Annotated in this window: 25 protein-coding genes; 12 read left to right on the top strand and 13 right to left on the bottom strand. The window is 61.4% G+C overall.

What is annotated here, in order from left to right:
• Position 1: 1 nt before the first annotated feature.
• A complete protein-coding gene (locus AC1Z36_RS03775) occupies positions 2-1,309 on the bottom strand; it encodes an MFS transporter (protein WP_400341692.1) in 1,308 nt (435 codons plus the stop codon).
• A 198-nt stretch (positions 1,310-1,507) separates the two neighbouring features.
• Here AC1Z36_RS03775 and AC1Z36_RS03770 point away from each other — a divergent pair, with 198 nt between their 5' ends.
• The gene (locus tag AC1Z36_RS03770; RefSeq protein ID WP_483561694.1) at positions 1,508-3,178 is read left to right on the top strand and encodes an IclR family transcriptional regulator; all 1,671 of its coding nucleotides are present in this window, start codon (positions 1,508-1,510) and stop codon (positions 3,176-3,178) included.
• A gap of 538 nt (positions 3,179-3,716) precedes the next feature.
• Here the strand turns inward: AC1Z36_RS03770 and AC1Z36_RS03765 are convergent.
• A complete protein-coding gene (locus AC1Z36_RS03765; protein WP_332488722.1) occupies positions 3,717-3,983 on the bottom strand; it encodes a hypothetical protein in 267 nt (88 codons plus the stop codon).
• 86 nt (positions 3,984-4,069) lie between these two features.
• Positions 4,070-4,663, bottom strand: a complete 594-nt coding sequence (locus AC1Z36_RS03760) for a GNAT family N-acetyltransferase (protein WP_332488720.1) — start codon at positions 4,661-4,663, stop codon at positions 4,070-4,072.
• A gap of 109 nt (positions 4,664-4,772) precedes the next feature.
• Here AC1Z36_RS03760 and AC1Z36_RS03755 point away from each other — a divergent pair, with 109 nt between their 5' ends.
• Positions 4,773-4,907, top strand: coding sequence for a hypothetical protein (locus AC1Z36_RS03755; RefSeq protein WP_483561693.1), 135 nt, complete (start codon positions 4,773-4,775; stop codon positions 4,905-4,907).
• A gap of 38 nt (positions 4,908-4,945) precedes the next feature.
• Here AC1Z36_RS03755 and AC1Z36_RS03750 read toward each other — a convergent pair whose 3' ends face one another.
• The 6 genes from AC1Z36_RS03750 to AC1Z36_RS03725 form a co-directional block, all read right to left on the bottom strand.
• Entirely contained in the window at positions 4,946-5,206 is a 261-nt protein-coding gene (locus AC1Z36_RS03750) for a GlsB/YeaQ/YmgE family stress response membrane protein (protein ID WP_105656414.1), read from the bottom strand.
• Between the two features lie 75 nt (positions 5,207-5,281).
• Entirely contained in the window at positions 5,282-5,866 is a 585-nt protein-coding gene (locus AC1Z36_RS03745; RefSeq protein ID WP_483561692.1) for an Asp23/Gls24 family envelope stress response protein, read from the bottom strand.
• Positions 5,867-5,868: 2 nt separating this feature from the next.
• A complete protein-coding gene (locus tag AC1Z36_RS03740) occupies positions 5,869-6,420 on the bottom strand; it encodes a DUF6286 domain-containing protein (RefSeq protein WP_105656416.1) in 552 nt (183 codons plus the stop codon).
• Positions 6,417-6,788: an Asp23/Gls24 family envelope stress response protein gene (locus AC1Z36_RS03735; RefSeq protein WP_146112224.1), complete on the bottom strand. Its 372-nt coding sequence runs from the start codon at positions 6,786-6,788 to the stop codon at positions 6,417-6,419. The genes AC1Z36_RS03740 and AC1Z36_RS03735 overlap by 4 nt, the downstream gene beginning before the upstream one ends.
• Positions 6,789-6,793: 5 nt before the next feature.
• On the bottom strand, positions 6,794-6,970 hold the full coding sequence (locus AC1Z36_RS03730; RefSeq protein WP_181148776.1) for a hypothetical protein: 177 nt from the start codon (positions 6,968-6,970) through the stop codon (positions 6,794-6,796).
• A gap of 24 nt (positions 6,971-6,994) precedes the next feature.
• Complete coding sequence (locus AC1Z36_RS03725; protein WP_483561691.1) at positions 6,995-7,525, bottom strand: Asp23/Gls24 family envelope stress response protein; 531 nt, start codon at positions 7,523-7,525, stop codon at positions 6,995-6,997.
• Between the two features lie 98 nt (positions 7,526-7,623).
• Between AC1Z36_RS03725 and AC1Z36_RS03720 the strand changes: the two genes are divergently transcribed.
• Together AC1Z36_RS03720 and AC1Z36_RS03715 are read left to right on the top strand one after the other, a co-directional pair.
• Positions 7,624-8,166, top strand: a complete 543-nt coding sequence (locus AC1Z36_RS03720; protein ID WP_133833920.1) for an RNA polymerase sigma factor — start codon at positions 7,624-7,626, stop codon at positions 8,164-8,166.
• Complete coding sequence (locus AC1Z36_RS03715) at positions 8,163-8,738, top strand: hypothetical protein (protein ID WP_483561690.1); 576 nt, start codon at positions 8,163-8,165, stop codon at positions 8,736-8,738. The genes AC1Z36_RS03720 and AC1Z36_RS03715 overlap by 4 nt, the downstream gene beginning before the upstream one ends.
• On the opposite strand, the gene AC1Z36_RS03710 is transcribed toward AC1Z36_RS03715, so the two are convergent.
• Together AC1Z36_RS03710 and AC1Z36_RS03705 are read right to left on the bottom strand one after the other, a co-directional pair.
• The gene (locus AC1Z36_RS03710) at positions 8,735-10,006 is read right to left on the bottom strand and encodes an MFS transporter (protein WP_483561689.1); all 1,272 of its coding nucleotides are present in this window, start codon (positions 10,004-10,006) and stop codon (positions 8,735-8,737) included. The two genes, AC1Z36_RS03715 and AC1Z36_RS03710, sit on opposite strands and share 4 nt — an antisense overlap.
• Before the next feature lie 364 nt (positions 10,007-10,370).
• On the bottom strand, positions 10,371-11,153 hold the full coding sequence (locus tag AC1Z36_RS03705; RefSeq protein WP_105662309.1) for a carbonic anhydrase: 783 nt from the start codon (positions 11,151-11,153) through the stop codon (positions 10,371-10,373).
• Positions 11,154-11,423: 270 nt separating this feature from the next.
• On the opposite strand from AC1Z36_RS03705, the gene AC1Z36_RS03700 reads away from it, so the two are divergent.
• The 7 genes from AC1Z36_RS03700 (at position 11,424) to AC1Z36_RS03670 (ending at position 19,098) form a co-directional block, all read left to right on the top strand.
• Positions 11,424-12,059, top strand: coding sequence for a TetR/AcrR family transcriptional regulator (locus AC1Z36_RS03700; protein WP_105656422.1), 636 nt, complete (start codon positions 11,424-11,426; stop codon positions 12,057-12,059).
• 4 nt (positions 12,060-12,063) lie between these two features.
• Positions 12,064-13,668, top strand: coding sequence for a carboxyl transferase domain-containing protein (locus tag AC1Z36_RS03695; protein WP_483561688.1), 1,605 nt, complete (start codon positions 12,064-12,066; stop codon positions 13,666-13,668).
• A gap of 15 nt (positions 13,669-13,683) precedes the next feature.
• A complete protein-coding gene (locus AC1Z36_RS03690) occupies positions 13,684-15,732 on the top strand; it encodes an acetyl/propionyl/methylcrotonyl-CoA carboxylase subunit alpha (protein WP_483561687.1) in 2,049 nt (682 codons plus the stop codon).
• Positions 15,729-16,253, top strand: a complete 525-nt coding sequence (locus tag AC1Z36_RS03685) for a MaoC family dehydratase (RefSeq protein ID WP_483561686.1) — start codon at positions 15,729-15,731, stop codon at positions 16,251-16,253. The genes AC1Z36_RS03690 and AC1Z36_RS03685 overlap by 4 nt, the downstream gene beginning before the upstream one ends.
• Positions 16,246-17,046 (top strand): HpcH/HpaI aldolase/citrate lyase family protein, encoded by an 801-nt coding sequence (locus AC1Z36_RS03680; RefSeq protein WP_483561685.1) that lies wholly within the window; start codon positions 16,246-16,248, stop codon positions 17,044-17,046. The genes AC1Z36_RS03685 and AC1Z36_RS03680 overlap by 8 nt, the downstream gene beginning before the upstream one ends.
• Positions 17,047-17,112: 66 nt before the next feature.
• Positions 17,113-17,616: a hypothetical protein gene (locus AC1Z36_RS03675; protein ID WP_105662305.1), complete on the top strand. Its 504-nt coding sequence runs from the start codon at positions 17,113-17,115 to the stop codon at positions 17,614-17,616.
• Between the two features lie 180 nt (positions 17,617-17,796).
• Positions 17,797-19,098: an MFS transporter gene (locus AC1Z36_RS03670; RefSeq protein ID WP_402697157.1), complete on the top strand. Its 1,302-nt coding sequence runs from the start codon at positions 17,797-17,799 to the stop codon at positions 19,096-19,098.
• 92 nt (positions 19,099-19,190) lie between these two features.
• Here the strand turns inward: AC1Z36_RS03670 and AC1Z36_RS03665 are convergent, their stop codons facing one another.
• Positions 19,191-19,628, bottom strand: coding sequence for a DUF6069 family protein (locus AC1Z36_RS03665; protein ID WP_483561684.1), 438 nt, complete (start codon positions 19,626-19,628; stop codon positions 19,191-19,193).
• A 98-nt stretch (positions 19,629-19,726) separates the two neighbouring features.
• Positions 19,727-20,137: a DUF6069 family protein gene (locus AC1Z36_RS03660; protein ID WP_286134073.1), complete on the bottom strand. Its 411-nt coding sequence runs from the start codon at positions 20,135-20,137 to the stop codon at positions 19,727-19,729.
• A 786-nt stretch (positions 20,138-20,923) separates the two neighbouring features.
• On the opposite strand from AC1Z36_RS03660, the gene AC1Z36_RS03655 reads away from it, so the two are divergent.
• Positions 20,924-21,169 (top strand): hypothetical protein, encoded by a 246-nt coding sequence (locus AC1Z36_RS03655; RefSeq protein WP_105656430.1) that lies wholly within the window; start codon positions 20,924-20,926, stop codon positions 21,167-21,169.
• The last annotated feature ends 7 nt before the right edge of the window (positions 21,170-21,176 follow it).

Below are 21,176 nucleotides of genomic sequence, written 5' to 3'. Positions count from 1 at the left end.
CCTATCGGTAAATATGGGAGAGTGATTTGCCGTTGGTGCGGACAGTGCCCAGGACTACTGCAAGCCCGATGAGCCCGAAAAGCACAAGCATGTAGGCGGGGACCAAAGTGTCTCCTGTGTTCCCGATGAGCCAGGTTGCAACGTACGGTGCGCCGGCGCCTCCAAGCACCGCTCCAACCGAGTGGCCAAAGGAAACTCCCGTCTGGCGAACCTCAACAGGGAAGAATTCCGGCATCGAGGCATAGGTGCCGGCTTGGCATAGCGCATAAGGGATCATCCCGAGCAGCAATCCCAGGATCGCCAATTTCATGCTTCCCGCGTTCATCATCGAGAAGGAAGGAATGGTGATGACAATGTATGCAAGGTAGGAGATAACAAGGATTTTCTTACTCCCGATCTTGGTGCCCCACTGTCCGGCGACCGGAATGAAGAAGGCAGCTGCAATTACCGCAATGAGTACGATTGTTGATGATTGCGCCTTGCTGAATCCAAGAATCGAACTGAAATAGGTAGCAACGAAGACAGTGCCAATGTACGTGCCGACATTCTGGACCAGCGCAATGGAGAACACTTTGGCAAGTGCCGGACGATGGTCCCGGAACATCTCCTTAAGTGGAGTATGCTCGCGGGTTTCCGAAGCGGCTTTCTGGCTGAACTCGGGGCTGTCTTCGATCTTGAGCCGCATGATCAGGCAGGCAATACCCAACGGGATAGCTAGCAGGAAAGGCAGTCGCCAGCCCCATTCCAGCATTGCGGCCGCCGGCACGAGTGTGGCAGCCAGCGCGGCCAGTCCAGCCGCAAGGGCTTTGCCCATCACGGCAACGCTGGGAATCAGCGAAATGTAGAAGTTGCGTCGTTGCGCCGGGGCCCACTCCCGGATGTAGCTGGCAGCACCACCGATTTCCCCGCCTGCTGAGAATCCTTGCAGCATGCGGCAAATGCACAGAAGCAGTGGCGCCCATAGTCCGATTTGCGCATACGTCGGAAGCACCGCAATCAAGGCAGCTGCCACGCTCATAAGGATCACGGAGCCAATGAGGCTTGCCTTGCGACCGTACTTATCGCCAATGTGCCCGAAAACGAGCGCTCCGGCCGGGCGGACGACAAATGCCGACCCGAACACCAGGAAGGTGTTCATGATGCCTGCCATCGAGTCGCCGCTCGGGAAGAATACGACTGCGATCGTTGCCGCGACGTAGCCGAAAACACTGAAATCGTAGTACTCGATAAACGTACCGAGAACGGCTACTCCTGTGGCTTTCTTTGCCTTCTTTTTGTACAAGTCATCTTTGACCGATACCGAAGTCATGGTCGCCTCCAATCAGAATGAGTTTAAAAACTGGGACAGTGTCCTATTATGTAATTAGAGTGTGAGGGCACGCACATGGTCGTGTCAAGTGCATGAACTCGATTTACCGATCGCTTGCCCCGGGGTAGAGCCCAGCAGCAGATAGCCAAGCCGATCGAATTCTCGGGTAAACCCGCGAGCCAATAAACGATGCTGGCAATGGTGGAACAGCTACGACGTGCGAGAATTGAGAAGTCTCATCTTCAGGTTTCCCGGTACGGCAGATTTGCTTTCTGGGAAATAGTGCTTAGGTGGAAAGGAATTACGGATCGCCCGGGAACGTGTTATCACGATTGTCTCGGCGGGAATGTCATGACTGAAATTGTGGCCAATAACGAGCGTATTCTTGCGGTTCTCCATGCTCTCATCACGAGGACCGAAGCCATCGGCGTGCGCGAACTCGCTTCAGCCCTCGAATCGAGCCGAAGCACCATCAACCGCATCCTCCTCGGGCTTACCGAGCATGGGCTGGCTGTCGCTTCGCCACAAGGAACCTATACCTGCGGTCCAAGGCTCAGTGTCCTAGCATGCGCTCTCCAGGACCGCCACCCGCTTTTTGCGTTGGGAAGAACGCTGACCGAGGACCTCTCGGTCAAAACCGGGGCCACTGCTTTAATGGCTGTCCACGATGCGATGAACCGGCAGGCCGTCGTGCTCACATCGCACTCCCAGCCTGGTCCCGTGGCCTACTCCCTCGATCCAGGCACCGAACTTCCACTCCATGCCGGCGCTACTGGCAGAGCCATTCTCACGCGTACCGGAATTGAAGCGCTCGGCCAGCTGCCCCTTGAGCCGAGAACTGCGGAGACAGTGACCGACTACGAGGAACTGGGCAAGCTCCTGCGACATGATCGAAAAGTCGGCTATACCATCAGCGTCGGGCACCAATTCCCCTTGGCTGCCGGTGCAGCTGCGCCCTTTGCCTTTGGCAATCTCATCGGTTCCGTTTCGATAACCCGCCCAACCTACTCGACTAGTGACGAAGACCTAACCGTATTCGGCCATATGGTCCGCCAAGCCTCAGATCAGATCTCCAGTTCCCACGCCACGGATGTATCCCTGCAGAGCACGGACAGAATCACCAATCCTGCAGGGGCAACGGCACTCGAACGCGTCGTTCGTCTTTTGACAGCATTGTGCACCTCACCCCTCAGCGTTTCGAGCGGGAAGTCCCTGGCGAGCAGAATCAATGGAAATCCCGCAACGACCAACCGTCTGGTGTCCAGCCTCGTCGCTGTAGGCCTCGCCACCGAAGACGCAGGGGTGCTGCAAGCCGGACCTCGCTTGCTGCACTGGGCCGCATTGCTTGGTCCGCAGTTGGACTTCTCTTCCATGGCGCGGCCAATTCTGGAGAATCTTTCCCGGGAAACTGGTGAAACCATTGGCTTGTCAGAATACAGTCGTGAATCGGCGAACGCCGAAATGACGCTGGTCATCAATGGCGTCAAGCCGCTTCATTACCGTCTCGCCTCCAACGTTCCCATCCCGCTCCATGCGGGCTCCGCTGGAAAATCGATTCTGGCATTCTGCGACGAGCGCGTCCTGGCTTCCGTTCCGCTAGATCCACTGACCGAGAAGACACCGGTTAACCGCAAGGACCTAGCCAAGGATCTTGCGGAGATTCGCGAACGCGGCTGGGCAATCGGCCATGGAGAACGCTTGCCAGATGCGTTTGGAATCAGCGCCCCGATCTTCCAAGATCGCGTCATTGCGGGGTCTGTTACAGCAACCATCGCTCAGGTGCGTCTGCCGGAAACCGACCTGGATCTGCTCATTGAAAGTGTCCAAGGCGCCGCAGCCCAAATTACGCGGTTGCTCTCGGTCGAATAGCCGCGAAGCTCCGGCTGCTGGCCCGCACTAGGCCGGCAAGGACCCGACGCGAACACTAATCCTGCACGGCAACGGAACCAACCAGGCAAGGCCAGCGGCAGGCCAACCGATATTGGGGTCGATTGCCGAAGCCATAGACCCAGCTCCCCCAACCCGGTAGGGAGGCAACGATGCGCCCGATCCATGAAACAATGACGCGAAAGACCCCGCAACACGCATTTTCATGGCTTTTGGCTCCAGCCAGCAGCGTCGTTCATACCGTGCTCGCCCAACAGAATTTTCCGGCTCCCTCAAGTATTCTCTACGCCAATGAAGCCGTCCCGGACTAGCTATCGCCGAAAATGAACTGTCGACACGAAAGACCATCCCCGAGCATCAATGCACTCCGGCTCGCACCTCAAGTGCAGGACAGTTCACGATCGCCGATCTGTGGGCGGTGGCTCAGTTTGGGGTGTTTTGTTTCTGTTCGGCAAGGCGATCCAGCTCGCTTCGCGAGCACGCACCTTCGTGCATGCCTACCTTGCACGGACAGTTTTGGCTATTGCTTGGTTTTCCCCAGCGCATTGATCGCGTCAACCATCGTCGCGCCCGGATGCTGACGGCGGTATTCCTTCACATCCCTGGGTGAGAGCCCCTGTGCATCGACGGTGATTTCCTGGGGCTTCGGACTGCCAGTCCAGCCCCAAAGCATCAAGGTCCAGCTGCCTACGAGCAACCCCCAGGTAGGTTCCTCCGACAGCGCCATGAGCAGAATTGCGGCGGTTGCCAGCGCCAAAAGAACACTGGTGCGCGTTGATTTGCCCATGGGACCGCCTAGCTCGCTGGGATGGTGCTGTTCTCTTCCAGCCTTTCAAAGAACACACCGGCGATCAAGGATCTATCCCTCATCCTTTAGCAGGAGGCCTGGGCCGTCCATTCCTCAGCCAACAGCGCGTAGCCCATGGAATCCATCCATTCCCCGCTGCGATGCAGGCTGTCCTTGCGGCCATGGAATTCCTTGCGCATCCCCAAGCGCTCCATCAGTCTCCATGATGGCTCATTGGCGGCAAAGCACTCGGCAGTAACCCTGCGTAGGCCAAGCGGGCCGAAGCACAGGCCCATGGCAGCGGCAACGGCTTCGGTGGCGTAGCCCTTGCCACCGAAGGAGGGATCGAAGCTCCAGCCGAGGTTGCCCTCAACGCCCTTGGCGTGCTGCTCAATTTCGCTTTGCCCCCAGCCATCCACGATATCCAGCATGACCGTGCCAATCAGCTGGGTCCCCTGCCCGGTGTCCAGTTCCACAGCCAGGTTCCTCAGCGGATAGTCCTTCGCGAAGAACAGCGAACGGAATTCTTCCAGGGTTGCTGGGCCAGCGGTAATCCACTGGGTGACATCGGCAAGCTGCCGGTAGCGCCAGAGGTCTCCCGCATCCGCCGAATTCACGCGACGCAGGGACAGGCGTTCAGTGCGTACCGGCCAGCTGATCTTTTTCAGCGCATCTTCCATTCCCCAAGCCTAGCCCTACGGTTTCCAGGCGGTCCTGGCCGCCACGTTCGCTCGACTGGGATCTGCCTGGTCTTGTCGATGATGGCCTTCGTAGCGGAGGGCGCCTTGCATGCCAAGCTGGATGATTCGCGCTGCACCTGGCCCCGCGCTGTCCTGGGCACTGCAGGTTCCCACCGGCATCATGCAGGCGTTGCGGCAGAAGGAAACGGGCGGGATCCATAAGGATCCCGCCCGTTCCCATTAGCCAGCGCCATCAGGCTGCAGGCAGTTCAGCGCATGCCCCTAGTCGCGTTTGCTGCTGACAAAACCCCAAATGACCAGGACCAGCAGCGAGCCGCCGATGGCCAGCAGCCAGGTGGACAATGACCAGAACTCGCTCACTCCGACACCGAAAACTGCCGAGCCAATCCAGCCTCCCAGCACCGCCCCGACCACGCCGAGCAGCAGCGTGGCAAGCCAGCCGCCTCCCTGCTTTCCGGGCTTGATTGCCTTCGCGATCGCACCGGCAACGAGGCCAAGGATGATCCAACCGATTATTCCCATGCATTCCTACTTCCCCAAGAGATGCGGCACGATGCCCGTGCCGTTAATGGCTATTTCTTGTTTTCCTGGGCCGGCTCAGATGAGCACGGCCTTATTCGAATTCTGCTTTTCCGGCTTCTGGAAGCTGAACGAGATGTGCTTGCGGGAGAAAGGCACCCCCAGCACCATTTCAAGGTCAGGTACCACGCGGCCATTGACCAGCTCGATCCCTCGATTCGCCGGAGCGTCGGCGCGCAGGGTGAATCGCGCATAAAGCACGGGTTCAGCTGCATTGCCGCCAATTCGAACGTTCGCATCCACGATTTCCGGTTGCGTTCGAGCGGCCGTTTCCGCGGCTTTGGCTATTACCGAAGTCTCGATCTCGCTGACTCCTTCGCTGCTCGATTCGTATCTGAATTCATGCGCCGATGGGCGGCGCGGAATGGCAGTGATCAGCACCGCCAGCGAGAGCACGATGCCGGCAATTCCGAGCGCGAGTCCCAGTGGCAGCAGGTACTGCTGATCGATCGGCAGGCTGCTGGCAATCCGGGCTTGGCCGAGGCCAGCGCCTTGGCCAAGCCCCCACCAGACTGCTGCGAGGCCCGAGGCACCGGCCGCCAGCAGGACCAAACCGAAGATTGCCAGAATAAGTCGTTGGCGCACCACATGCGTTCTGAACATTTCTAGTTTCCCCCTCGGCGTTGCACTGAGACCTTGACCTTGGGAGCGCGCTGCAATGGCAACCCGTCGATCACACGCTGCGCCCGCGCCTGCGCGTTTTCCCGCACGCGCTGAACCGAGTGGGCTGGAGTCTGCACGGTAACCTGGACCAGGGCCGGGCTGGTTTTCACGCTCGCGCGGGTCACCGAATCGGTTCGCTCGACCTCATGCCCCACCAAGGTTGATATTCCACGGCATGAGATTGCCTGTTCCGACCCCGCTGAAGGATCATCGGTAGTCAGCAGGATGCTCTGCCGGGGCCCTGGAATGAGCGCGCTGAGCAACAGCAGCAGACCGAGCACCGCAAGAACCACCATGGCGATCACTGCCAGGTTGTCATTGAAGCGCAAGTTGCTGACCGCGTTAATGCCCTGCTGGGCAAAACCGGGCCATTGTCCGCTGGTCAAACGCAGCAGGCAGGATAGCGCCAGGAGAATGCTCGTGGCCAACACGACGATGAAGCTGATCATCAAGGCCAGGGTGCGGGCACTGCGAACGTGCCAGAACCTGCTCATCGCAGCCTCCTGTTGCTAGTTCCTTCATCCGGCGTTGACATCCAGCTCACCCGTATATCGGTTTGCACCTGCTCAACGCCCAGATACTTGCGCAGATCAGCCGCAACCATGTTCCGCACATCTTCGCAGGCTTGCTGGACATTGCTCGGATAGCTCAATCCAAGGTCCAAATCGACCACCACTGCACTTCCAAGCACCTCGGCCTTGGCCTTGGGCCGGCTGTCAAAATCCTTGTACTTCCCCAACCCCAGGATCCCACCCGCGGCAGAGCCGACAACTGGCACCTTATAGGCTGCTTGGGCAGCGATTTTTGAATAGACGGCCGTGTTCACCGTGGTGCTTCCACGGCTAGAGGACAGCTCTGCCATCTGCTTCACCGCCGACGTTTGCTGAACACTTGGCCGAGGTCAACCCTGTCCTGCAAAAGCCATCCGACTCCAGCGCCGATGATGGCGAAGAATGCCACCACCACGAACTGCGTGAATGATCCGAAGGCAATCAGCAATCCGGCTAGGCAGCCGATGGCCAAACCCCACTTGACGTGTAACATGTTCTGCTCCTTAGATGAGGACAGTTATTTCAGGCCATCGCGGGGCTCGGCGTCATCGTCATCGTCTTCTGGCAGGTGCACGTCGGTGACTTCAATGTTTACCTCGATGACTTCCAGACCGGTGGCGCGTTCAACCTGGGCGATGATATTCGAACGGATCTCGTTGGAGACCTCAACGATCGAGAACCCGTAGGAAACTACGATCGACACGTCGATGGCGGTCTGCTGCTCGCCCTTTTCGACGCTCACGCCTCCGGCCGCGTTGGCTTGGGCACCGGGGATGCGTTCGGCCAGCGAGTTGAAGGTCCGGCGGGCGGCGTTGCCCATGGCGTATACGCCGGAAACTTCGCGGGTGGCGATGCTGGCAATCTTCTGGACCACACGGTCTTCGATGGTCGTCTTGCCCAGTTCGGTGTGCAGCGGACCGCGCAGCTCTTCGTGGACCGGCGTGTCATTTGCGGCCTTTGCCTTGACCTGGCGTTCCAGCTCTTCGCCGGTTGGCTTGATGATTGGCCCTTGTGAATCGCGTTGCACCATGATGGTCTCCTCATTCATTGAACGGATATTTTTGTGCCTTACACTCATACAGACGAGAGCTACAGATTAATCCTCACACATTACGAGTGTGATATAGATCACTTAAGGAGGGGTGTTTGGAACCGACCCGGTTGACCGTGCTTGTTGGTCGTTCAATGGAGGGGGACCCCGAGGCCTTCGGCGAACTCGTCACCGCGCTGACACCCGGCCTGCGCCAATACTGCAAGACTTTTTTCAGCAGCTGGCACGATGCGGAGGATGCCACCCAGGATGCCTGGATCCGCGCGTGGCAGTCATTGGGCTCGCTGCGCGAACGTGCCGCGTTCAAGACTTGGCTCTACCGCATGGCACGAAATATTTGTCTTGATCGCATCCGCCAGCGTGCCAATGACCAGCAAACCGTGGATGATGAAGTGCTAGAGCAAACCCCAGTCCCTGACCGTGAATTGCCAGAAAACGTCGCCGTGCAACGCGGCGAGATTGCCGATGCCTGGCAGATCATCAACGGATTGCCTTCGGCGCTTCGCCAGGCGTTCGTACTGGTCGCGCTCCAAGGCATGAGCTATAAGGAAGCGGCCCTGGTGACCAACGTTTCAGAATCAACTGTGCGAGGGCGACTCGCACGGGCACGCAATGCAATCAGCGAGGCGGTGTCATGAAAACCCTTCCCTGCGGACGTACTACCGAAGACGTTTTGCTGAACCTGGATGAACCTGCAGATCTGCACGAATTGCAGTGCCGGTGGTGCCACGCCGAACGGCAGCGGCTCAAGGACCAGAACGGATTCATCACCCAACTGCTGCACAGCTCGACCCCGGAGCACCAGCCTGAAGCATTCTCGCAGCGAATATTGGGCAAAATAGCCGAGCACTCGCCATTCCAGCGGATGTGGGATGTGCAAGATGCGGGCACGGGACTGGCCAAACGCGTATCGTCCCTGGAATTGATCAAGGCGATTCGAGCGGCATTTTCCGAGTCGCCGACATCGCAATTGAACTACACGGAGATCAAGGCGACTGACACGCAGATTCCCCACTTTAACTGGAGGGTGCAATGCCATGTCAGCATGGCTGGGAATAGTTCGGTTCAGGTTATCGAGCAGCAAGTACTTGACTATGTTCGCTGTGCCATCAGCCCGTTGATCAGCTGGAGGGAACTGGTAGTTAATCTGGTCATTGAAGACCTGCACGGAGAAGCCATCGAGTCCATCACGCTTCAGGGCGAAAACTAGCTACGGCTTCCTTGCTCCCCTGTTCCATCGCTCCGCGGGTTTTGTCCACGCAGCACTGGCGAGCAAGCAAGCACCAAAAGTCCAGCAATGGGGAACACCATCAGGGCCATGCGCAACCCGAAGTTCTCGGCAAGGAAACCCACTAGCGGCGGGGAGAATAAGAAGCCCAATCGCATGAGCCAGGAGACGATGCTCAGCCCAGTTCCCGGAGGCAGGCCGGGCAGCTTGTCGGCCTGGTCCATCACCGCCGGGACCAGGGTTGCCGAGCCGAATCCAGCCGCGGCAAATCCCAGCAGCGTGCCCGGAACCGTGGGGAAGAACAACGCCAGACCCATACCGATTGCTATCAGCGCTCCCCCGAACTGGGCCATGCCGCGCTGGCCAAAGCGGTTGACCATGCCATCGCCGAGAATTCGGCCAATGAACTGGGCCCCGACCAGAGCGATGAACCCGCTGGCCGCCAGCGCCGCTGGCGCCCCCAGCTGGCCAAGATACAGCGTGGACCATGAATTCCCGGCGTCTTCAACCATTACTCCGGCTACGGAGATCAAGACCAGGGCGCTCATCATCAGCAGCAGCCGTCCGCGGGATCCTGCGGGGGCCGCGGCCCGGGCGGTTCCGGGTGCAGGTGGCGCAACAGGTTCTATGACCGCCAGTTCGGCGGATCGAGGCAGGCAGAATTTCAGGGCAGTCAGTGCCACCGCGGCGAAGAGCACCATCGATATGCCCAAATGCACTGGCAATGCCAAGTTCATCTGGATCGCTCCAGCGGCCATCAAACCGCCGATCACCGCTCCGACAGACCACAACGCGTGGAAGGAATTCAGTATCGAACGCCCATAGCGCCGTTGCACCACCAGCCCGTGCGCGTTCTGCCCGACATCCGTAATCGAATCCATGGCGCCGCCCAGGGCAAAAGCCAGCACGACCAAGACCACACCCGGCGCGCTGCCGGCGGCCAGCAAGGCCGCACCGGTAACTATCGTGCCCACGACGGCAACCTGCGCGGAACCAAAACGGCGCACCAGCGCACCTGCAGCCAACCCTGCAAGGATTGCCCCAACAGGCCATGCGGTGACCAGCAAGCCGTAGCCGGCGGTGTCCAATTCCAGTTCCCGCTTCAGCTCGGGAAGGCGCGGCGCCATATTGGCAAAGAGTGCTCCGTTTGTGAGGAACAGGGCCGCGACTGCAGCGCGGGCGCGGGAGTTGACGCTGGATTCGCTGGCTGCCATGGGGCCTTTCACTGCACGTGCATGCGGATTCTTCACGGGGAATGCTTCACTAGCATCCAGCGTCGAGAGTACCAGTGCACCTGCTGGCAAATCCCGAAACCGTGCCGAAAGGCCCGGGAATGGGTGTTTTGCGTCTGACCAGCTGCATCAGGATAGCGGCGAGCTGGCCATCCGCCGGTATTCGCGTTTCGGCTGCAACCTTGGAAGCCCAGCTGGTCCAGCAGCTGGATCGCCCCGTTCGCCAGATGCCCTGCCGCCGTGGAGCCTGCGCTCAGCGTGGCCATAGGCATTGTCAATATCGTAGAAACAACCTCAGCGAGGGTGCGAGTGATGATCGCAGAAGTTCCCGCCGGTTCCACCGGCGGGAACTTCTGGTTAATTCGCAACCGGAAAATCGGAGCTAGCCATCGAGCCAGCGCACTTCTCCGCTGTCCAGGTCGTAGACAGCTGCCACCACCCGGGTCCGCTTTTCTTGCACTGCCTCGCGAATGATGGCAGATCGCTCCAGTAGCTGCTCGGTGACGGCACGGGCATTGGCCTGCACCACTTGGTCCACCTCTTCGCTACCCGAACCTTCAACTTTTGCCTTGCGTGCTACAGGAGCAATCTGTTCAGCGAAGTCGACCATCTCGCCGGGCAATTGCGGATTCTTGGCATCTTCTTCCATTGCCTTCAAAGTGCCCGCCACCGCACCACAGGCCGTATGGCCGAGGATCACCAGCAACGGGACCGAATAGGGACTGGAAACAGCGAATTCCATGCTGCCAACCAAGGTGTCATCGAGCACTCCGCCGGCGGTCCGGGTGACGAACAGGTCTCCGATCCCCTGGTCGAATAGGAGCTCGGGGGTCACGCGGGAATCCACGCAGCCGTGGATCAGGGCGAAGGGGTTCTGGTGCTCGGCCTGCTCGCTGCGCCGTTCAGTTGCTTGATTGGGGCGTTCTGGCATGCCGTCGGCGTAGCGCTGGTTCCCGGCGCGCAGTACCTGCAGCACTTCATCGGGGGTCTGCGGGGGTCCGGCGAGGTTTGCCCTGTCCGCGTCCGTGGCCTGCGGCGATGCGCAGGCTGCCAGTCCGGCCAGGGCAATGAGCCCGGAGGCACCGGCGAGCAGGCCGCGGCGCGACGGTCCGGCTGGGGTTGGGTTTTGACGGTTGAGGAAACGTGGTTCAGGTTGCGGCATCATGCCTTCCAGTGGCGTCTAATCAGCTGCCCAGCAGAATTAACTAGAGCTTGACAGTAAATAACATCAAGCAGTCTAGTGTTTTGCATTTGATTCATAAATAGCAAACGTCATATTTCGGCCCCTTTTAACACGAGCGTTGCATGAGGTGCGGATGGCAGCGCCACTCGGTGTCCCCGTCCGCGGAAGATGGTGATTGACACCACACTTTTTCTTCGGTTGGATGGAAGCAGTCAATCGATTGATTGGCTCTTGAGTCACAGGGTGGTGTCCATGGAACTGGGAAAGGTCCAGCAAGCAGCCGTAGCCTGCTTTGCCCAGCGCGGTTTCGCCGCCACCGGCATCCGCGAACTAGGCAGTGCCGTAGGACTGAACTCGGCGACCCTCTACCATTACGTCGGCGGCAAGGAAGACCTGCTGGTGGGCATCATGAACGACTGCCTGGCCGCCATGATCTCCGGTGCCGAGCAGGCGCTGGCCGGCAGCAAGGACCCGGTACGCCAGCTCGCGTTGCTCGTGGCCTTCCACGTGGGGTTCACCGCCACCAATCCCAGCACCGCACGTGTCACCGAATACGAGATGCGCGCGCTATCGGCCAAGGCCCGCGAGCAGATGCAGGAACTGCGCGACGCCTACGAGCAGCTCTTCGCCGACGCGCTTCAGGCCGGCGAGCGCCAGGGCAGCTTCAGCACCGTGGACCTGGGCATCGCCCGCTTGGCACTGATGGAAATGGGCACCGGTGTCTCGCACTGGTACCGCAAGGACGGCCGGCTCACACTGGCCCAAGTGCAGTTGAACTTCATTTCCCTGGCCATGCGCATCCTGGCCGTGCCCGACGAATTCCCGTTGCCTGCGCAGCAGCTGCCCGTACCCCGGGTGATCGCCAGCGAACCGACCAGCAAGGACTGACTTCGTGAAGACCCTCTCCTCCCACTTGAACCCCGAGCAGTTCGAGCGCAACGCCGCCGACCAGGCACCACTGCTGGCCGAACTGCACGAACGGCTCGAACGCGCTGCGCGCGGCGGCTCCGAGAAGTCCCGGCAGCGCCATGTGGATCGCGGCAAGCTGCTGCCCCGCGAACGCGTAGACGCGCTGCTGGACGACGGCTCGCCCTTCCTGGAAATCGCACCGCTGGCCGCCGAGGACATGTATGACGGCGCCAGCCCCGGCGCCGGAATGATCGCCGGCATCGGCCTGGTGCACGGCCGACACGTGCTGGTCATCGCCAACGATGCCACCGTCAAGGGCGGCACCTACTTCCCGATGACGGTCAAGAAGCACCTGCGCGCCCAGGAAATCGCGCTGGAGAACAAGCTGCCCTGCATCTACCTGGTGGATTCGGGCGGGGCGTTCCTGCCCATGCAGGACGAGGTCTTCCCGGACCGCGAGCACTTCGGGCGCATCTTCTACAACCAGGCGCAGCTCTCCGCGAAGAAGATCCCGCAGCTGGCTGCGGTGCTCGGTTCCTGCACCGCCGGCGGCGCCTACGTTCCGGCAATGAGCGACGAGACGGTCATCGTGCGCAACCAGGGCACCATCTTCCTGGGCGGCCCGCCGCTGGTGAAGGCCGCCATCGGGGAGATCGTCACCGCCGAGGAGCTGGGCGGCGGCGACCTGCACGCCAAGACCTCGGGCGTGGTGGACCACCTGGCCGAGAACGACGAGCACGCGCTGATGATCATCCGCGATATCGTCTCCACCCTGCCGGCCAACCCGGCCCCCGCGTGGACCATCGAGAGCCAGGTCGCCGAGCCGCTCTACCCGGGCAGTGAACTGGCCGGGGTGGTGCCGGTGGATGTCAACGCGCCCTACGACGTGCACGAGATCATTGCCCGCATCGTCGATGCCAGCGAGTTCCACGAATTCAAGGCCGACTACGGCACCACCCTGGTCACCGGCTTCGCGCAGATCCACGGGCACCGGGTAGGCATCATCGCCAACAACGGCGTGCTGTTCTCCGAGTCCGCGATGAAGGGCGCGCACTTCATCGAGCTGTGCGACCAGCGCGGCATCCCGCTGCTCTTCTTGCAGAACCTCGCCGGATTCATGGTGGGCCGCGACTACGAGGCGGACGGCATCGCCAAGCACGGGGCCAAGATGGTCACCGCCGTGGCCACCGCCCGGGTGCCCAAGCTGACGGTGGTCATCGGCGGCTCCTTCGGCGCCGGCAACTACTCGATGTGCGGGCGGGCCTACTCTCCGCGCTTCTTGTGGATGTGGCCGGCCGCGCGCATCTCGGTGATGGGCGGGGCCCAGGCCGCGTCGGTGCTCTCCACGGTCAAGCGCGACGGGATCGAGGCGGGCGGCGGCAGCTGGAGCGCCGAGGAGGAGGAATCGTTCAAGGCCCCGATCCGCGAGCAGTACGAATCCCAGGGAAACCCCTACTATTCCACGGCCAGATTATGGGACGACGGGGTCATCGACCCGGCAGATACCCGCCGGGTGCTCGGCCTGGCCCTGGATGTCTGCGCCCGCCAGCCGCTGCCGGAGACCAGCTTCGGCCTCTTCCGGATGTAGTACGAGGAAAACACCATGACTACGAAGCTCTTTGACACTGTTCTGATCGCCAACCGCGGAGAAATCGCGGTGCGCATCATCCGCACCCTGCGGGCCCTGGGCATCGAATCGGTCGCCGTCTACTCCGATGCCGATGCCGGCGCCCTGCATGTGTCCGAAGCCGATCGCGCGGTGCGCATCGGCGCGGCTGCGGCCAATGAAAGCTACCTGGATATCGACGCGGTGATCGCCGCTTGCCGGCACACCGGTGCCCAGGCGGTGCACCCGGGCTACGGGTTCCTCTCCGAGAACGTGGACTTCGCCCGTGCGCTGGAAGCTGCCGGCATCACCTTCATCGGCCCGCCGGTGAACTCCATCAATCTCATGGGCGACAAGATCCGTTCCAAGAACCATGTCCTCTCCCACCAGGTGCCGGTGGTTCCCGGCATCGCCGAACCCGGCCTCGGCGATCAGCAGCTGCTCGCCGCTGCCGCGGACGTCGGCTTCCCGCTGCTGATCAAGCCTTCGGCCGGCGGCGGCGGCAAGGGCATGTTCGCCGTGGATTCCGCCGCAGAACTGTCCGAAGCGCTGGCCAGCGCCCGGCGCACCGCACGCAATGCTTTCGGCGATGACACCCTGTTCCTCGAACGCCTGGTGCGCAATCCGCGGCATATCGAGGTGCAGATCCTGGCCGATGCGCATGGGAACACCGTGCACCTGGGCGAACGCGAATGCTCCTTGCAGCGCCGCCACCAGAAGGTCATCGAGGAAGCCCCGGCTCCGCTGTTCGAGAATCTGGAGCACGGCGCGGCGATCCGCGAGCGCATTGGCGCCGCCGCGGTGGCCGCTGCGCAATCGGTGGGCTACGTCGGCGCCGGAACTGTCGAGTTCCTGGTGAGCGACCAGAACCCCGACGAATTCTTCTTCATGGAAATGAATACCCGCTTGCAGGTGGAGCACCCGGTCACCGAGGAAGTCGTGCGGGTGAACGGCGCAAAGCTGGATCTGGTCCAGTGGCAGGTGCGCATCGCGGCCGGACAGCCACTGGACTTCACCCAGGACCAGGTGGCATTGGAAGGCCATGCCATCGAGGCCCGGCTCTACGCCGAAGACCCGTCCTCCGGCTTCCTGCCCTCGGTGGGCACCGTGCTGCACGTGCGCGAGCCGGAGAATGTCCGGGTGGATTCCTCGCTGCGCGACGGCCTGGCGATCAGCGCCCACTACGATCCGATGCTTTCCAAGCTCATCGCCTGGGGCCCGGATCGCACCGAGGCGCTGGCCCGCTTGGATAAGGCACTAGCCGGCACCGTGGTGCTGGGCGTGCTGACCAACAGCGAATACCTGCGGCTGCTGCTGGCCGACGAGGATGTGGCCGCCGGGGCCCTGGACACCAACCTGATCGAGCGGAAGATGGACCAGTTCGGCTTCCGCCAGGTCGGGTCCCGCGAACTGGCACTGGCAGCGCATCTGGAGGATCGGCGCATTCCAGCCGCGAATACCCCGTGGGGCCTGCGCGACGGATGGCGGGCCCAGCATCGCCGGGCCAGCATCGGGCACTTCGACGTCGAGGCCGCCGAGGGCAGGGCCGCGTTGCTCAGGGACCCCGATTCGAGCCGGGTGCGCGTGGGCGCCGAAGAATTCACCGTGCGGCAGGAACCGGATGGAACCCTGTCCGTCAACGGCCAGCGCACAGCACTACAGCACGCCTTCGCCGCCGATGGCACGCTGTGGCTGTGCGAGGAAGGCTGGACCGCGGCGGTGCGCAAGCTGCCCCGCGAAGAAGTCCTCGAACGCCAGCTGGCCACCATCGCCAAGCAATCCGGGACCTTCTCCCCGCATGTCCTCTCGCCCATGCCCGGCACCGTGATCAACGTGCAGGCGGCCGATGGCGATGCGGTCGCCGAAGGCCAGCTGCTGCTGAGCATCGAAGCGATGAAGATGGAGCACCAGCTCTTCTCCCCCGCGGACGGCATCGTGCGCATGACCGGGTTGAAGACCGGGGATCTGGTCAAGGCCAAGCAGGTCGTGGCCACCGTGGAAGCAGCGCAGCCAACCGAAGCACAGCATCAGGAGCAGGACGCATGAGCGAGCAAACCCACAAACGTGTCGAGCAGCGCGGCCTCTACTTCGATGAGCTGCAGCTGGGGGCCACCTACGTGCACAAGCCCGGGCGCACCCTGACCGAAGCGGATAACGTCGCGTTCACGACGATGACCATGAACAACCAGGGACTGCACCTGGACGCGGCATGGGCATCCACCCAGCCCTTCGGCAAGCCGCTGGTCAACTCCCTGCTCACCCTGAGCACCATGATTGGGCAGTCGGTGGGCCAGCTGACCGAGGGCACCATCGTGGGGCAGCTGGGCATCAATGACGTGCGCTTCCCGCACCCGATGTTCCACGGCGATACCCTCTACACCGAAACCGAGATCACCGCACTGCGCGAATCGAAGTCCCGCCCCGGGCAGGGCCTGGCGTCCATGACTCACACCGGCCGCAACCAGCACGGCGACATCGTTGCCACCGCCACCCGCACCTGCCTGATGTGGACCAGGCAAGCACACCAAGATTCGATGCAGGCCAAGGGAGGAAAAGCTGATGACTGAGTTCCTGATGGGTCCTTCCCTGCTGTTCTGCCCGGCCGACCGGCCCGAGCGCTACGCCAAGGCGGCACAGCGTGCCGATGCGGTCATCATCGATCTGGAAGACGCTGTGGCTGCCGGGCACAAGGACGCGGCCCGCCGCGCCTTGCTGGATACGCCGCTGGATCCCGCGCGGGTCATCGTGCGCGTGAACCCGGTCGATAGCGAGCACTTCGCCAAGGACCTGGCAGCGCTGGGGCAAACGGCCTACCGCACCGTGATGCTGCCCAAGTGCGAATCGGCGGCGCAGCCGGCCGCGCTGGCGGGCTACGAGGTCCTGGCGCTGTGCGAAACCGCCAAGGGCATCACCAATGCCTCGGACATTGCCGGGGCGCAGAATGTCGTCGCGCTGATGTGGGGCGCGGAAGACCTGATCGCCTCGCTCGGTGGCACTTCTTCGCGGGGCGAGGATGGCAGCTACCGCGAGGTGGCACGGTTCGCGCGGTCGCAGGTGCTGCTGCATGCGGTGGCCCAAGGCAAGGCCGCAATTGATTCCGTGTACCTCGATATTCCAGATCTCAAAGGCCTGGGCGAGGAGTCCCGCGATGCCAAGGCCTCGGGATTCGCCGCGAAAGCCTCGATCCACCCGAACCAGATGCCGGTCATTCGCGAGGCGTTCGCACCGACCGAAGCAGAACGGGAACGTGCCCGGCGGGTCCTCGACGCCGCGGAGGCGAATCCCGGAGTTTTCGCTTTCGAAGGGCAGATGGTCGATGAGCCGCTGCTGCGCCAGGCCCGGGCCACCTTGGGCAGATAAGCTGTTTCCTGCCATGGGCTACAGTGTGTAGCAATGACCGCCGACAGCTGGCCAACGGAGGTTCAAATGCCTGTCGTGAAGAAACCCGGAGCCGATACCCTGGTGTATTTCTGGTTTGCGGTGGGGTTGGCCGTGCTCGGCATGGTCATCCAGCAAATCGGCGCCGTCATGATGCTCAACGGCTCGCTGGAGCTGAACGTCCTTGAAGTGACCACGCTTCACCTGGTCGCCTGGGGCTGCTATGCCGGATCGGCCATCTTCACCATCGTGGTCATGCACAAGGCCCTGGCCATGCTGATTTATCTCGTGCACCATCGTCGTCCGCTGCCGCCACGCAGGATGCCGGTGATCCGCGATGCCCCGGTGACGGCCCAAACCGCCGAGGCAGCCGCAACAGGCCAAGCCTCCGCTGCCCCATCGGCCATGGCCGATCCGCTGGACCAGGACGAACCGCCTTCCGGGGCCAAGCTAAAAACCTTTCCGCGGCAGGCGCTGGGTGCGCCGGCCCCGCAGGACCGGCACCCTCGCAGCCGGCGCCAGAACCCCAGCAACGGCAACGACCCCGCATAGCGAATAAGCAGAGCCGATCAGGCGCAAAAACTGAGTCTGCCGCGCTTCGCCATGCACAGCTAATCCCGGCGAGGCAAGGCGCTCCACCTGTTTCGGACATCAATATTTGTTCTTCGCACGTCACGAACTCCAACGCCTGTTAGCGCCGGTGCAATGCTTAAAGCAACACCCAGAAGGAGCATGCGATTGAACTCCCCGAAGCCATTGCGGATCCATCGAGCCTGGCTGGTCGCCATCGTGACCACGCTGGCGCTAGTCGCCACGGCGGCGTTCCGCTCGACCACCGGCGCGTTCTTTGAACCACTTGAATCCGAATTCGGCTGGCTCCGCTCCCAGTTATCGACCGCGGTGACCATCAACCTGGTGGTCTACGGCCTGGCAGCTCCTTTCGCCGCGACTTTGCTGGAACGGTATTCCATGCGCAAGGTGGCTGCCATCGCTCTGGCATTGGTGGCCTCCGGAGCCGGATTGTCCGTGTTCATCAGCCAGATCTGGCAGTTGTGGGCGCTCTGGGGTGTGCTGGTTGGACTGGGCACCGGGGCGATGGCGTTGGTTTTCGGTTCTGTGGTTGCCAACCGCTGGTTCTGCGAACGGCGCGGCCTGGTGATGGGCATCTTCTCTGGCGCGAATGCCGCCGGCCAGCTGGTGTTCCTGCCAAGCATTGTGCTGATCATCGAGCAGTACTCATGGAGGGCCGCGGCTCTGGTTGTTGCGGTCTTCGCGGTGCTGATCATCCCGTTGCTGCGCTGGCCCTTCGCCAATTCCCCTGCCGAAGCCGGTGTACTGCCTTACGGCGGGGCCGGAGCTGCAGCCGCGCCGGCATCCGGAACGCAGCAGGGTTCGATGGCTGCCGCGACTCTCAAGGCCCTGTTCGCGGCCTCACGCTACTCGGCATTCTGGGTCTTGGCGATGACCTTCTGGATCTGCGGATGGTCTACCAACGGGCTGGTGCAGACGCACTTCATCCCTGCGGCGCACGACCATGGCATGCCGGCAACGACCGCTTCCGGGTTGCTGGCGCTGGTTGGCATTTTCGATATCCTCGGCACGGTGTTCTCCGGGTGGCTGACCGACCGTGTACGCCCGTGGCTGCTGCTTGCGGTGTACTACGCGTTGCGCGGACTGTCCCTGATGTTCCTGCACTCGCTGATGGGTCCAACCGTCGAGCCGCTGATGTGGATCTTCATTGTCTTCTACGGTTTGGACTGGGTGGCCACCGTGCCTCCTACCGTGGTGCTCTGCCGCCAGTACTTCGGTCCGGTTAGAGCCACCGTGGTCTTCGGCTGGGTCTTCGCCTTCCACATGATCGGCGCAGGCGCCGGCTCGCTGACCGCAGGGCTGTCGCGGGAAACCACCGGCAGCTACCTGGCCGCGTGGATTACCGCTGCGGTGCTGTGCCTTGCGGCAGCCGTCAGCCTGCTGTTCTTGCCGCGCATGCGCAAAGCCTACGAGCATCCTCAGCTCGAGAAAGTTGGGGTGTAGCCCGAATCAGCACCAGCAGCTCTCACGGCTTAACGGAAAACCTCGCAGAACAGATCATTGCTGATCGCTCTGCGAGGTTTTGCTTTTCGTGCTTAGACGAGCGCTACGTCCTTGGAAGGAACGTGGAGCTCCTTGTTGCCGTAGTGCACCGAGAAGAACCAGCCGATACCGGTCACGATATGGATCAGGGACAGGCCCACAGCGGTAGCGGCATCTGCTGCGTTCATGATCGGGAAAACGATCGAGACTACCGCGATGAGCAAGCCAGCCCACTGCGCGATCTTGCAAATGCCCTTGTTTGCCCGTCCGATCAGGAAGACCACCAGGCCGAAGAACAGAATCGGGATCAACGTGAACTGCAACAGGTGGTCAAAGGCGACAACATCAGTTGAATTAGGACCAATCCGGCGGGATGCCCCAGCGGCGCCAGACAGGAAGAAAATGATGACATTCAGGTAGCTGGTACCCAGCGCACCGATAATCACCTGAATGAAATTGAATGGGCTATTGGGTTGTCCCTTAGACGTCATGGCACTCCTAGAATTGTTGATAGTTCACAACTATTCTATTCCCGAGTGCCTGTGCCACGGCTCTCAGGAGCCCGTGAGAACCGCGACACTTAGCAGGGCTATAGGTTTTCCAGGGCCGCGATCTCGTTGAACTTCCTATTCGAGTAGTTCACCGCGATATACCAAGACGCTGCAACAACCAGGTGCATAATCGCCAGGGTCAGCGCGGTCCCCCAGTCCTCGGCGAAGAACCACTGCACCACCGCTGAGGTCAAGACGGCGGCAACGCCGACCCACTGGGCGATGCGGCAGAAGCCCGGCTTGGCCCGGCCGATCAAGAAGGTCAGGAAGCCGAGAATGAGAATGGGCAGGGCAGTGAATCGCACGATGTGGATGAAATCCAGGTTCCGGAATAAGCCGCCGGAGTACTCCATGGATGCGCCGATAACCCTGGCAACAAAATAGGCCAAGGTGCTAAGCCCCATGGCTCCGAAAGCCGCAATAACCACCTGGGCGAAATTGAACGGCATCTTGAATCTAGCGTCAGCCTGCATCGCGAATCATCCCCTTTTACAGCGAATTCGAGCTGGACCGGTATTTTCACTGTACGCGCATTCCCGCCCGTTGGACCCCGAACTCCGGAACATTCAAGATCGGGCCCCGCATTAGCCGCTGGCGGTTTCCGCTGGCCTCCCGCGCCATGGCCCGGACCGCGACAGGGTGACGCCCCTCGGCAACACAAGCCGTTGCAGCCGCGGGCACCCTTCGTCGCTTCACTTGGCCATTTTCCGGTCCACAACCGGGAAACCGGAGTAGACTGGAATTGGATCTAACTTCCGTAGAAATGCCGTCATCGGAAGCACTTCCTACCGGCGTAGAGCTTTTGTGCCCTCCTCATTGCCGAGGACGGCGTTCAGATTAACGCAGCAGTGTTGAACCGGGATCTTTATCGAGGCGGCTCGAATTAACTGCCCGCTTCCTTGCGCTTCTCCCATTTGCCCGATAAGGGTTGCCCGCCAGGAACGAATCACAGTTTTGCTCCAGCAGCCCACAGCCCGGTTCGGTCCGCTAGTGGCGAATCATGCAACCAGCACAGCCGGACACCACCTTTGAAGCCGACAGTGCAAAACGGCAGTACGCGCACAACTGCCGCGGTCCCCGCGATGCCCAACTCAAGAAATGGTACGGCGTTTCCCGTGGAACCGGCCTTGAACTGCAGCACCGAGGGCAGAGCACGGCAATAAAAACGACTATGCAGCAACGGAGGGAATGTCATGGACAAGCCGAACAGCTGTCCGAGGTGCTACAGAAATACCTTGGTTGAAACAGAAACCCGTCGATTCGTCGATGATCAAAACCAGCTCAAGAGATGGGACAACGAAGGCGGCCACGAAGCTGGCCAGCGCCAGGACATGCTGGTAACGATGCGTGAAGTGCTCTGGACCTGCACCTCATGCGGATGGCGCAAGGTTGCCTACAGTTCGCAAGAACCACTACAGGGACCAGAGCGCCGCGTGGACATCTTGCCTGCTACGGGCCAAGCAACCCTACGGCAAGCCTAGCTGAGCT

Source organism: Glutamicibacter sp. BS14, assembly GCF_056934375.1.
The sequence above is the reverse complement of the archived record's forward strand: the minus strand, read 5'-3'. Positions and strand labels throughout refer to the sequence as shown.